The following is a 13,445-nucleotide window of genomic DNA, read 5'->3' on the forward strand; positions in this document are numbered from 1 at the left end:
TAAGCCTTATTTGTTATTGCTGCGGCATTAAGACCAGCCGGATATAATTATCCTGTTTTAAATACTTCTGTGCATTTGTTTTGGAAGACTCCGTAGTCACTTCGTTAAGTCTTTCTTTTGCAGTCAGTAATTGATTCAGGTCATCTTCATATTTAAGCCTGGTGGTCAGATAACCAAGCCAGTATCCGTTGTTGCGCAGGTTTAATTCCTGCTGACGCTGTACCTCAGATTTGAATTTCGCCAGATCCTGAGCGGTTGCTCCATTGGTTCTTATCGTTTTTACTTCGTCCAGTGCGGCAGCAATTAACTTTTCTACATTCGCTGGTGCGCAGCTGAAAGAGATCGTGAAATAGTAATGCGCTTTTGGGTATTTATTCACGCTGAGTGAAACGTTCGGAGAATAAACACCACTTTCTTTTTCACGCAGCCTTTCCAGGATTTTAATTTCCAAAGCACTGCTTAAAGCATCAAGCTGTACATTATTCGCCGTGGTATAGTCATAGTCACCGTGAATATAAAGCTGAACGCTGGCTTTTTCTTCCAGACCTTTATAAACTGTTTTGCTGACAACCCCATTTGGTGTACGTGAGCCAAGGTCTGCATAATTGGTCTTTTGATGTAAAGTTGGTAAACTGGCAATATAAGTCTCTATAAGCGGCTTAATTGTATTCAGGTCAAAGTTACCCACAAACACAAAGCTTTGTTCTCCAAGGTCTGCAAAACGCTCCTTATAGAAAGAGAAAGCCTTGTCCAGCGAGATCTTATCAATGTCTGCCAGTGTATAAGGCATATTCCTTTTATTGTAAGAGGAGAGAACAGCCTGCACAGTGTCTGCAAAAACGCTTTCAGGGTCTGCATCCTTATTCTCCAAACTCACTTTAGCATCGCTGATGGACTTGTTGAAAATTTCTATGTCTTTACGCGGTGTCAATGCAGAAGCAGTAACCATCTGCAGTGCATTTTCCAGATCCTTAGGCGCAGCACTTCCGCTAAAGCCCTGGTACAATTCGCTTACATAAGCTCCTGCGCTACCTGTATTTCCGGCTAAAAGCCTGTTCAGTTGTGAAGGATTAAAGTCTCCTAAACCACTTTGAGAAATGATGCCTGCGTTATCGGCAGATTGATAATCATTTGCGTCTGCTAATGAAGTCCCTCCTTTAGAAAAGGAGCTGAAAAGAATCTGATCATTTTTGAAGTCCGTTGGTTTCAAGAAAACCTTAATCCCATTGCTCAGTGTCCACTGTGTAACGCCGATGTCTTCAAATTTCTTTTCTGAAATAACTTTCCCGGCTATTGGTTTTTGGGCTAAAAGAGGTTTGTTAACAGCGTTATCCACATAAGGTTTCAGGTTTTTTCCTGCATTGGCTAAGGCAGCAAGCAACTGGGCTGCGGTTGGAAGATTCGCTTTTTCCTTTTCAGGAGCTGTTACAATAATAATTTGATTTTCTTTGGTCGTCAATGTTTTTGCCAGTGCATTGACTTCGGCCAGGGTAATCGTTTTCAGGTTTTCTTTCGTGTCTGTATAATTGAATTCGATGGACCCAATTGCAGATCCGGTTAAGAAATGGCTCAGGTATTCTCCTACAAAAGCAGCGGAAGAAGTTTTGTCTTTCTCTTTCAGCAGGATCTCATTTCCGGCCTCAATATTCTTTTTAACCACATCAAGTTCCGATTGCAGGAAGCCAAATTTGACGGCTCTTTCACTTTCAGCAACTGCTGCGGAAAAAGCAGATAGGAGGTCCTTGCCCGACTTTGCCCCTGCAGAAGTTTGGAAAGCATTGATCCCGGGAACTAATCCTCCCTGGTAACCGCCAAAAGAGCCTTGTGCAAATAGGTATGGCGCATTGTCTTTTTCCAGGATTTCCTGATAACGTGCAGACAACATCGAGTTAATCATCCCATAAACAGTGTTTTTTCTTTGATCTGCGATTGTTTTTGTGATATTTCCACGTTGTTTCCAGGTTACTGAAGCCACATTGTATTGTTGTTCTGCATCCGTGATAATTTTAACCAGCGGTGCTTTATTATCCGGAAGGTCATAACTTAATCTTTCCTTTTCTTTAGCAGGATTTTTTAAACCGGAGAAGTTGGCAATAATCAGCTTTTCCACTTCATTGACATCAAAATCTCCGACAGCAATCACTGCTTGCAGATCTGGTCTGTACCAATCTGCATAAAAATTTCTGATCTTATCGTGTGTGAAAGTTTTTAACAGGTCGATTTTTCCGATAGGAAGCCTGTTTTCATAGCGGGAGTCTTTCAGCATGACCGGCAGCAGTTGTTTTCTGATCCGTTCTCCGGAGTTTTTTCCGCTTTGGCGGTCCTCTTCAATGATGACACCCCTTTCTCTATCTATTTCGTCTCCATCCATAGAGATTTTTCCTGCCCAGTTGGCCAGAATCTTAAAACCAGTATGGAAGAGCTCAGTACTATCAGTTGGAATCGGCAATTGATAAACAGTCTGATCAAATGAGGTGTAAGCATTTAGATCAGCACCAAACCGTACACCTGCTTTTTGCAGATAATTGATGATCTCATTTTTAGGGAAATCTTTTGTGCCGTTAAAAGCCATGTGTTCGGTAAAATGTGCAAGGCCCAGCTGATCGTCATTTTCCATTAAAGAGCCGATGCGGTTGGCCAGGTAAAGTTCTGCCCTGTTTTTGGGCTCCACATTTTTACGGATATAATAGGTCAGGCCATTGGGCAATCTGCCGATTTTAACGGCAGGATCATTGGGGATTAATTTTCCAGTGCGTGTGGTATGCTGAGCAGCTGGCTGATGTTTTGTAGTCTTTTGTTGTCCTGATACGGGATTATTAATTGCTGCAAGCACAGCTAATCCGATAATCGGGAATATCTTTTTATACATATGGGTTTAATTTAAGCGCCTGTTTAAGAAACGGTCTAAAACTCTGTTTTGATATAGTTTTGGACGACTTCTTAAACAGGCGCTAAGATTTTACTGGAATAGTGCTTAGAATTTCCAGCGGACGAAAGCTTCCATAGCTTCGTATTCCGCTAAGCCTAAGTCATCATAAGCTCTTGCCGTATCTCTGTTTCTGTCTTCGGCACGCTCCCAGAATTCTCTGGAGTCATCACCAGGAAATACTGCTCTGTCTTTTTGTGACTGGTGTTTGAAAATTGCATATTTCTTTTTCAGCAGTTCCTGAGGGCTTAATGGAACTGCCATTTCAATTTCATGGGTATCAAATTCCTGCCATGCGCCACGGTACATCCATAGCCAGCAATCTTTTGCCCATGCTTCTGTTTTGCGAAGGCGGTTCATAGCTTCAATAATGATATTAAAGCAAACCAGGTGTGTGCCGTGCGGATCTTCAAAGTCACCTGCAGCAAAAATCTGCTCAGGTTTAACTTTCTGAAGCAGTTCTATGGTCAGTTCCACATCCAGATTGGTGACCGGGTTTTTCTTGTTTTTCCCGCTTTCATAAAAAGGAAGGGCCATAAAATGGATACGGTCATCTTCCAGTCCGCAGTAACGTGCTCCTGCTATCGCTTCTCCTTTTCTGATCAGTCCTTTTACGGATTGAATTTCTGGTGTATCTACCTGGTTAGGTTTTTTATCTGCGATAAAAGTGCGCATGTTGTCATAAATGCCTTTCAGTTCTTTTTGATCCAGTCCCATTTTTTCTGCGAAGTCAATGCTGAATTCTACAAATCTCAGGGCATCATCATCCCATACTGCTGTATTTCCTGAAGTCTGGTATGCGACATGGACATCGTGCTGCTGATCTACGAGACGGATAAAAGTACCACCCATAGAGATTACATCGTCGTCCGGATGCGGAGAGAAGATCACAACTCTTTTTTTAGCTGGCGCTGCTCTTTCAGGACGCTGAGAGTCGTCCGCATTCGGTTTTCCTCCCGGCCATCCGGTGATGGTATGTTGTAATTTATTAAAAATATGAATGTTAATGTTGTAAACGGGGCCTCTTTCGATGGCTAATTGTGCCATACCATGATTGTTGAAATCATCCTCGGTAAGTTTCAAAATTGGCTTTTTCAGAGTGTTTGCTAACCAGATTACTGCTTTTCTGATTAATTTATCTTCCCATACACAGTCTTTAACAAGCCATGGGGTGTCAAATCGGGTTAATAGGGTAGCTGCGTCTTTATCGAGTATAAATTCGACATGGTCAGATAGTTGCAGGTAAGTAGCGGGCACTTCACTCGAAATTTCTCCTTCTACTGCTTTTTTTATAATGGAAGCTTTTTTCTGGTTCCATGCCATCAGAATGATTTCACGGGCTTTGAAAATAGTTCCGATCCCCATCGTGATTGCTTTGGAAGGGACGAAGGATTTTCCTCCGAAGTCTCTTGCTGCATCTCTTCTGGTCAGGTCATCCAGAGTAACCAGGCGGGTTCCTGAATTGGGAGCAGAACCCGGTTCGTTAAATCCAATGTGCCCTGTACGCCCAATTCCAAGGATTTGAATGTCCAGACCACCCAATTCTCCGATTTTGCGTTCGTAATCCAGACAGAATGCAGGAATGGCTTCGAGTTCGAGCGTACCGTCAGGAATATTGATATTTTCTTTAGGAATATCAATGTGATCGAATAAATTCTCATTCATAAAGGTCACATAACTCTGGGCAGCGTTGGGCTGCATCGGGTAGTACTCGTCCAGGTTGAAGGTGATGACGTTACTAAAGCTAAGATTCTCCTCTTTGTGTAAACGTACAAGCTCTGCGTATACTGCAACTGGTGTAACCCCGGTTGCAAGGCCTAGAACTGCCTTTTGCTTCTTTTCTTGTTTGTCTCTGATGAGGTTAGCGATACGCTGGGCAACGTTAATGGATGCTGCTGCTGGGTTATCAAATACTGAAACAGGGAGTTTTTCGAAACGTGTTTCTTCCAAAAGATTTAATCTTGCCATTGTAATTATGGTGTTTTGAGGATTTAAGGAAGACGTAAATATAAAAAAGTTTTTGAGTCTTCGATAAAAAAGGGGTATAGTGTTTTTTTTCGGCACTCATGAAGAATGACTGCATGTCAAAAAAATACTATACCCCTTTTTTATCTCAGCTTATGGGTGGGTTGGGGTGGGGGGATTTGAAAGGGTTTAATTTGCAGAAGGATAGTTGGGAAGCTTAAAAAAGACTTAATTGTAAAGAACCGAATTAGAAAAAACCCAATCACAAAGAACCTGATTACAAAGACCTTAATTATAAAGAACCGAATTAGAAAAACCCAATCACAAAGAACCCGATTACAAAGACCTTAATTGTAAAAAACCGGATTAGAAAAACCCAATCACAAAGAATCCGATTACAAAGACCTTAATTGTAAAGAACCTGATTAGAAAGAACTCAATTACAAAGAATTTGATTAGAAAAATCGGATTGGAAAGAGCTTGATAAAAAGGGATTCAATTAAAAAGTCCTTAAGGAGAAATAGGCTTCGAGCTCTTTCAGCGTATTTTCATCGGTGTACATATCTTTGATGATTTTACCTTTTTCAAATAGGATAATACGTTCACAGACATCTGTAACGTGGTTAAGGTCGTGACTGGAAATCAGTGTAGTGAGTTGTTTTGCTTTTAAAGTTTTTAAATGGTCTTTAAGCCTGATTTGTGTGGTGGGATCGAGGTTAGCAAAGGGTTCGTCAAGAATCAGCAGTTCGGGGTTTTGAAGCAGTGCTGCCACGATACCTATCTTGTTTTGATTACCCATGGAGAAGTCGCGGATGTATTTGCCGCTGTTCATAATTTCTCCGTTGAAGAGTTCTGTATAGGGAGTTAAGTAGTTCATGACTTCCGAAGGGCTGTACTGTTGCAGGGAACCGACAAAAAGGAAATATTCTTCTGGGGTGAGGTAATTGATCAGAAAGCCTTCGTCAAGAAAGGACGCGGTATAGTTTTTCCATTGGTCGTTGTGGGCTACATTTTTTCCTTTGGAAAGTATCTCTCCGGAAAACGGACGGATCAGATCCAGGAGCATCCTGAACAGGGTTGTTTTGCCAGCACCGTTATTACCAACAATTCCAACAGTTTCCCCGGCATTAATAATGAGGTGATCAATATCTACAACGGTAGTACCAGCGTATTCTTTCTTTAATTCTTTAATTTCCAGCATCTTATTTTTGTCTAAAGCCTTCTGCAATTTTGTATTTTCTTTTTTGAAACTCTTTGGTAAGAAAGTTTATCCAGAAGTTCCTGGTCGATAAACCTGCAAGGCCCGTGATCGCTATTGCTGCAATTCCCCAGTAGGGATTTAAGATCAGGGATATGGGTAAATAAATTAAATAGGGGCTCAGCATCAGGGGAATGGTTTGCAACATCGTAGAGGCGGTAATTCCCTGCCAGTTCATGGAAGATCCTTTACTTAAGTCGAGTGCTTTGTAGTTTTTAGTCGCAAAGTATAAGGTGATCACGGATGTGACCCCGATATTATAGAAATAGACAGCAAATTGCAGGATCAGGATTTTCCAGCTGATTAATCCGTAAAGGCTTACTGCGGCAGTCAGCAGTGTTGATCCGATGGTGAACAGGAGGAACTTTGCTTTAAAAAAAGTGCGCATATTCAGTTTGCTGGTTAGAAGCCCGTCAAATTCTGCGCTTTGCCAGCCAAACATAAATTGCCCGTAAAGCATAATCATGTTCCCGGTCATAAAAGCTGCGGGGAAAATCAGTGTCCAGAACTTGTCGGCAGCTAACTTGTCCTGTTTATAGAAAAGAAGACCATAGAAGATGAAAAGCAGCCCCTTAGTCAGTGTGGAACGCGACCTCTTGTTACGCAGGATTAATTTGATCTCCAGCGCAAGGTAGACCCCCACTTCGCCAAACCGATCGAGAATGGGGTAATCTGTACTTGATTTTTTCTGTTTTGCGGACTGTAATTCTTCGAGATAAAGATTGCTTCTTAAAAAACGGGTGTTGATCGTGAGCATAACAACAGCTGCAACAGGAAAGATTAATGCAAGGAGCGGTGTAATGGTTATGGTATGGAAAACGAGGTTTGAAAGCGATGCGATAGAAAAGATTTTGAAATATTCCAGCAGACCAACAGCCACTAAAAAGATGGAACCCAGAATTCCTGCTTTAAGATTCCCTATCGTCAGCCTCTTGAAATAAAGGGCAGCATAATTATTGAAAACCATTAAAGAGATAATGGCCAGTAAATACATAGTACAGGCGAACGGGCCGAAATCACTATTGATCTTTAAAATAGCAAAGGGAAAAAAGAGCAGGAGCGGCAGCAGGTTGAAAACTGAAAAAAGTGCGGTGATATTTAAGAAAGAGACGAGTTTCTTTTTAGGGATATTCAGATGCAGGTAAGGTTGTACGGCCATTGCAGGCAGTTCTTGCAGCTGTAAACGCATCAGGAACTCTATCGTGAAATAGTAAAGGATCATGCCGTTGAAAACCAGTATCACGTCTTTGCCGGGTAGCATTTCCATAATAATATGCTCCATATTATATCCAATGAAAATGGAAACGGCCGCCAGGTAAAGCACAATGAAACCCATAATCAGCTGGGTTGCAATTGTACCGCCCTTGCCTTTGGATCTCCAAAAACCCATCCACTGATGTGCTAAAAATGTTGCGTACATAATCGTAAATATATATAAAAATTAAATCCATCGTACACCAGAATTTCGCTCGAAAGCAAGTCACCACGAGATCTGCTATATAGAAGGTGCTTTGTTGAGTTATTGCTGTTTTTTTTTCATATTTTTGCGGGAAAGAATATATTATGGCAAGCTTTACGTTCACTCCTGAATCCGCAGAAAGAGTTAAAATCAAAGTCCTTAGAAAATACAGAGATTTGGCTAAAGAGAATTTAATATTTGCGCCTGGTCAGGAAGATCAGCTGGTTAATCAATTGACTGCTTTATTGAAAAGGGATGTCAGATATGTTGAATTTACCATCAATAAAGCGCTTGCCGATCCTAATGGAAACAGGTTATAAGCAATAGGTAAGCCCCCTGTTTAACTCATTCGCATGCCCATGAAAAGAAACAAGTTTGCACTTCTATTTGCTCTTATTGCATTTGCGTCTTTTACCTGGTCTTTTAAAGAGGATTTATTCCTGGTATCTAAAAATCTGGACATTTTCGCTTCCTTATACAAGGAGATCAACATCAATTATGTTGATGAAACCAATGCCGGAGATTTAATGAAAAGTGGAATCGATGCGATGCTGGATACGCTGGACCCCTATACTACCTATATTCCTGAGTCTGAAGTAGAAGATTATAAGCTGAAATATGTGAGCACACAGTTTGGCGGAATCGGTGCGAGTACTGTTTTTATCGAAGGAAAGCTTTTTGTAAATGAAGTGAGCGCAGGTTATCCTGCATTTAAGCTAGGCATTCAGCCGGGCGACCAGATCGTAAAGATCAATGGCATTGAAGTCAAAGGAAAGGAACGTGCTGAAGTTAGCCGTTTACTTCGTGGTCCGCGTGGTTCTGCTGTAGATCTGCTCCTGATCAGAGAGGGAACAGTGATTCAAAAACAGTTAGTCAGAGACGAAATCAAGCAACTTAATGTTTCCTATTCAGGAATGATCGGCGACCTTGCTTATATCAGGCTGGATAAGTTTCTGGAGAATTCTGCGCAGGAAGTACAGGATGCTGCAATTGAGTTAAATAAACAGCATCCAAAAGGGATGATCCTGGATTTAAGATATAATGGAGGAGGGATTTTGCAGGAAGCTGTAAAAATTGTCAATCTATTTGTCAATAAAGACCTGGTTGTGGTGACTCAAAAAGGGCGCAATCCTGAAAAAACAATCAATTATAAAACAAGTAACCTGCCGTTGTTGCCAGATCTTCCGTTGGTGGTATTAATCAATGGCTCTTCTGCCTCGGCTTCAGAAATAGTTGCGGGAGCGTTGCAGGATCTGGACAGAGGTGTAGTTATCGGACAAAGAAGCTACGGTAAGGGCCTGGTTCAGCAAACTTTCAACCTGCCTTATAACAGCTTGGTTAAGGTTACGGTAGCGAAATATTTTACGCCTTCGGGAAGATGTATCCAGGCCGTAGATTATGCGCATAAAAATAAAGACGGGAAGAATATAAAGTTTGCAGACTCCCTGATTGCGAAATACAATACTAAAACAGGGCGGATTGTTTATAACGGCAGCGGTGTTTACCCGGATGTAGAAGTCGGAACTATCAAATTGAGTCCTATAACGATCTCTTTAATTAGTAAGAGCATGTTCTTTGATTTTGCTAACAGCTATAAAAAGAGCCATGCAACGATCAGCCCGGCTACAGAGTTTCAGCTGTCAGATGAGGATTATGCTGCTTTTGCCAGTTCTTTGGATGGTAAAGACTATGCTTATACTTCTACAACGGAAAGATTGCTCTCAGAGTTGAAAACTGAAGCAGAGAAAGAACAAAAGCTGGGATTGGTTAAGAAAGATCTGGAAGACCTGAAGGATAAGATGCTGGTGGCTAAGAAAACAGAGGTATTCACGCATAAAGCGGAAATCAAAAGAATACTTGAAACACAGATTGTAAGCAGGTATTATTTTGAGAAAGGTAAAATAGTGCAAGCATTCCAGTATGATAAGGAACTGGAAGCCGCAAAATCAGTGCTCGGCAATTCCACTAAAATGCTTGCAATATTAAAAGGTGAGGGTACTTATAAAACTATAGGTGATCCTGCAAAAGTGATTGCAGCTCCTGCAGATAGTAATTAATCAGTCCCGTGTAGTTTCACAACCAATCCGTCCATTTCATGGCTTAACTGCAGCTGACAGGCTAATCTTGAATTTGGTAAAAGATCGGGTAAAGTATCCAGCATGGCATATTCGTCATCTGTCATTTCCTTTAACTTGTCTTCACCTTCCAAAACATCCACACAGCAGGTTGCGCATAAAGCCATACCACCGCAGGTAGCTAAAATATCATATTCACAAGCTTTAAGGTATTCCATTAAGCTTAATCCCATGTCAACAGGAGCTTCCAGTGAAGTTAAAGTGCCATCAGGGTTTTGAACGTGTACGGTAATATTATTTTCTTCCATTATTTAAAATTCTGCTACTCCGTTAACTGTAGTATATTTCATAGTGTATTTAACACCAGGGTTCATGTACTGGTAAGCACTGTGACTCATTAATGCAGCTTCGTGGAATCCGCAAAGGATTAGTTTTAACTTGTTTGTATAAGTATTGATGTCACCGATTGCATAAATACCCGGGATATTTGTTGAGTAATCATCAGTGTTAACTTCGATTGCACTTTTATGAATATTCAGGTTCCATTGCTCAATCGGGCCTAATTTAGGGCTTAATCCGAAAAGAGGAATTAAATGGTCAGCATCAATGATTGTTTTTTCAAGCGTTTTGTTATGTACAATCTCTACATTTTCCAGTTTGCCTGTTCCTGTTACGGCACCCAGGTTACTGTTGAGTACAAGATTTATTTTCCCGCTTTCTGCCAGCTGCATTACTTTAGCTACAGAGTCTGGTGCGCCACGGAAGCTTTCGCTGCGGTGTACAAGTGTTAATTCTTCTACAATATCAGCCAGGAATATAGTCCAGTCCAGTGCAGAATCACCACCACCCGCAATAACCATTTTCTGTCCGCGGTACTGCTCAGGATCAAGGATCATGTAATTTACGCCACGTCCGTTTTCAAACTGCTCCAGTCCGGATACTACAGGTTTACGAGGTTCAAAACAACCTAATCCGCCAGCAATAACTACAACTTTAGCTTCTATGATCGTACCCATGTTGGTTGTCAGGACGAAATCACCTTCACCACGTTTCTCCAGGCCTTCGATACGTTCGCCCAAAGTATAACCAGGATGAAATGGTTTAGCTTGTTCTACCAGGTTATCAACTAGTTCCTGAGCTAATACGCTCGGATAACCAGGGATGTCATATATAGGTTTTTTAGGATAAATTTCGGAAAGCTGACCTCCAACCTGAGGTAAGTAATCAATTAAATGACAACGCATTTTAAGCAAACCTGCTTCGAAAATAGCAAACAAACCTACGGGTCCGGCGCCAATGATGGCTATATCTGTAGAAATCATGTATTTAAATTTGTTGCGAATTTACGAAATTTGTTTGTAATGATTCTCGATTGTCTGCATTTGATTCAAAATTGAGGCTGATTTGACAAAGTTGACTGATCTAATGGGTTAAGTATTCATTTAATCATAGAGTTAAGGGCGATTGTCTGTAAAAATTATTTTTGAACATGATTGATAAAATGGTTGACTATCTTTGAATATTGATGAAAAAGAACATATATTTTGCCTCTGATTTTCATTTAGGGTCACCAAATCATACTGCAAGCCGCGTTCGCGAAGACCGTATTGTACGCTGGCTTAATTCCATTGAACCGACTTGTGCGGAGTTATTTCTGATGGGAGATATTTTTGATTTTTGGTTTGAGTATAAAACCGTTGTACCTAAAGGATATATCCGTTTACTCGGAAAGCTGGCCTCGATGTCTGATGCCGGTGTTAAAATCTACTTTTTTAAAGGAAACCATGACATGTGGGTGGATGATTATTTTACCAAAGAAATGGGTATACAGATCGTTAGTGATGAGCTGGTTATCCATCGCGGAGGAAAGAGTTTTTACCTGCATCACGGGGATGGTCTGGGACCTGGGGATGCGGGTTACCGGGTGCTGCGGAAGTTTTTCCGGAATCCGGTTTGCAGGTGGCTGTTTTCTGTCCTTCCACCGAGAATTGGTTTAGGGATCGCTACGGGCTGGTCTGGTCACAGCCGGATTGTGAATACGGCTACAGAAGAAGTTTTTCTGGGGGAGGATAAAGAGTGGCTTGCTGTATATTCGAGAGAAGTACTGGAAAAACAACATTATGATTATTTCATTTACGGGCACCGCCATTTACCGATGATCGTGGACCTGGGTAAAGGAAGTAAATATTACAATATCGGGGAGTGGTTCGGATTTAATTCTTATGCTGTTTTTGACGGCGAAGAGTTGAGTTTAAAGTATTTTGAGAAGGCAGGGGAGTAAAATCTATACTAATACGCTGATCAATTATTAGTTGCGCAGCCTGATCGTCCTTGAAAAACAATAATATATTTCACCGAAATTCCTTATTTTTGTAATCCTATAAATACCAAGTGCTTCAGTATACCTTTCTGATCCGGTAATTTCCAGCAGGATGAGTTGGAGATTAACGGTTTAAACATTGTTGAAAAGGACTGGGCAGCTATTTATTTGCTGAATAAAAAGATTATGTTAGAGAAATTAGAAGCTATAAAAATTCGCTGGGAAGATGTAGAAGAGCAATTGACGAATCCTGATACTATGCAGGATATGAAACGTTTTGCCCAGTTAAATAAAGAATATAAAGATTTAAGCAAGATTGTAAATGAATATCTGATTTACAAAAATGTAATGAGCAACATTGACGCAAACAAAGAGATCCTGCTTACTGAGAAGGATGCAGAAATGCGTGAAATGGCTAAAGAGGAACTGGATTTACTGTTGAAACAACAGGAAGAGATTGAGGAAAAGGTTCGCCTGATGCTGATCCCTGTAGATCCTGAGGATTCTAAAAATGCAGTATTCGAGATCAGAGGTGGTACTGGTGGTGATGAAGCAGCTTTATTTGCTGGTGATTTATTCCGTATGTATACCCGTTTCTTCGAGCAGAAACGCTGGAAAGTTGAAGTTGTGGATGTTACTGAAGGTACAGCCGGCGGATACAAAGAGGTGATCATGAAAGTGAGCGGAGAAGATGTATACGGACAATTGAAATATGAGTCTGGTGTACACCGCGTACAGCGTGTGCCTGACACTGAAACACAGGGTAGGGTACATACTTCGGCTGCTTCGGTAGCGGTGTTGCCTGAGGCTGAGGAAATCGACTTCTATTTAAATCCTGCTGATATTGATCTGCAAACTTCGCGCTCAGGTGGTGCAGGTGGACAGAACGTAAATAAGGTAGAGACTAAGGTACAGCTGACGCACAGACCATCGGGTATGGTTGTAGTTTGTCAGCAGGAACGTTCACAGTTAGGGAACAGAGAGATCGCGATGGAAATGTTACGTAGTAAGCTATATGATATTGAATTGCAGAAACGTAATGGTGATATTGCTTCAAGACGTAAGACTATGGTATCTACTGGTGACCGTTCAGCTAAGATCAGAACGTACAATTATCCACAGGGAAGAGTAACAGATCACCGTATTGGTTTGACGTTATATAACCTGAACGGTGTGATGGACGGCGGGGTACAAGAGCTTATTGATGCGTTACAGTTCGCTGAGAATGCAGAAAAGATGAAAGAGGGCTCTGTAGCTTAATGAGTTAGGTTTTTATTCAAAAATAATTGAAATATTAATTTTGAATTGTAATTATAGTTCCTATATTTGCAATCCCGAAAGGGAAAGACGGACCGGTAGTTCAGCTGGTTAGAATGCCGCCCTGTCACGGCGGAGGTCGCGGGTTCGAGTCCCGTCCGGTCCGCAAGATTAGACAAAACATT

Annotated in this window: 10 protein-coding genes and 1 tRNA gene; 5 read left to right on the forward strand and 6 right to left on the reverse strand. The window is 41.2% G+C overall.

Annotation, left to right across the window (positions count from 1 at the left end; all coding sequences use genetic code 11):
• Positions 1-13 precede the first annotated feature (13 nt).
• The 4 genes from LY11_RS23870 to LY11_RS23885 all read right to left on the reverse strand — a co-directional run bounded on the left by LY11_RS23870 (position 14) and on the right by LY11_RS23885 (position 7,569).
• Complete coding sequence (locus tag LY11_RS23870; protein ID WP_111636121.1) at positions 14-2,869, reverse strand: M16 family metallopeptidase; 2,856 nt, start codon at positions 2,867-2,869, stop codon at positions 14-16.
• A 105-nt stretch (positions 2,870-2,974) separates the two neighbouring features.
• Entirely contained in the window at positions 2,975-4,900 is a 1,926-nt protein-coding gene (gene nagB / locus LY11_RS23875) for a glucosamine-6-phosphate deaminase (protein ID WP_111636132.1), read from the reverse strand.
• 490 nt (positions 4,901-5,390) lie between these two features.
• Positions 5,391-6,092, reverse strand: a complete 702-nt coding sequence (locus LY11_RS23880; protein ID WP_111636122.1) for an ABC transporter ATP-binding protein — start codon at positions 6,090-6,092, stop codon at positions 5,391-5,393.
• Between the two features lies 1 nt (position 6,093).
• On the reverse strand, positions 6,094-7,569 hold the full coding sequence (locus tag LY11_RS23885; protein WP_111636123.1) for a DUF5687 family protein: 1,476 nt from the start codon (positions 7,567-7,569) through the stop codon (positions 6,094-6,096).
• 143 nt (positions 7,570-7,712) lie between these two features.
• Here LY11_RS23885 and LY11_RS23890 point away from each other — a divergent pair, with 143 nt between their 5' ends.
• Together LY11_RS23890 and LY11_RS23895 are read left to right on the forward strand one after the other, a co-directional pair.
• Positions 7,713-7,928, forward strand: a complete 216-nt coding sequence (locus LY11_RS23890; RefSeq protein WP_111636124.1) for a hypothetical protein — start codon at positions 7,713-7,715, stop codon at positions 7,926-7,928.
• A 39-nt stretch (positions 7,929-7,967) separates the two neighbouring features.
• Positions 7,968-9,665, forward strand: coding sequence for a S41 family peptidase (locus tag LY11_RS23895; RefSeq protein WP_111636125.1), 1,698 nt, complete (start codon positions 7,968-7,970; stop codon positions 9,663-9,665).
• On the opposite strand, the gene LY11_RS23900 is transcribed toward LY11_RS23895, so the two are convergent.
• Positions 9,662-9,991: a 2Fe-2S iron-sulfur cluster-binding protein gene (locus tag LY11_RS23900; RefSeq protein WP_068405051.1), complete on the reverse strand. Its 330-nt coding sequence runs from the start codon at positions 9,989-9,991 to the stop codon at positions 9,662-9,664. The genes LY11_RS23895 and LY11_RS23900 overlap by 4 nt on opposite strands.
• Positions 9,992-9,994: 3 nt before the next feature.
• Positions 9,995-11,005 (reverse strand): NAD(P)/FAD-dependent oxidoreductase, encoded by a 1,011-nt coding sequence (locus LY11_RS23905; RefSeq protein WP_111636126.1) that lies wholly within the window; start codon positions 11,003-11,005, stop codon positions 9,995-9,997.
• A 203-nt stretch (positions 11,006-11,208) separates the two neighbouring features.
• On the opposite strand from LY11_RS23905, the gene LY11_RS23910 reads away from it, so the two are divergent.
• From LY11_RS23910 to LY11_RS23920, 3 genes are all read left to right on the forward strand, one after another.
• Complete coding sequence (locus tag LY11_RS23910) at positions 11,209-11,964, forward strand: UDP-2,3-diacylglucosamine diphosphatase (RefSeq protein ID WP_111636127.1); 756 nt, start codon at positions 11,209-11,211, stop codon at positions 11,962-11,964.
• A 225-nt stretch (positions 11,965-12,189) separates the two neighbouring features.
• Positions 12,190-13,263 (forward strand): peptide chain release factor 1, encoded by a 1,074-nt coding sequence (gene prfA, locus LY11_RS23915; RefSeq protein WP_068405058.1) that lies wholly within the window; start codon positions 12,190-12,192, stop codon positions 13,261-13,263.
• Positions 13,264-13,352: 89 nt separating this feature from the next.
• A tRNA-Asp gene (locus LY11_RS23920) sits at positions 13,353-13,426 on the forward strand.
• Positions 13,427-13,445: the final 19 nt, after the last annotated feature.

It is taken from the genome of Pedobacter cryoconitis (assembly GCF_003259615.1).
Classification (GTDB): Bacteria; Bacteroidota; Bacteroidia; order Sphingobacteriales; family Sphingobacteriaceae; genus Pedobacter; species Pedobacter cryoconitis.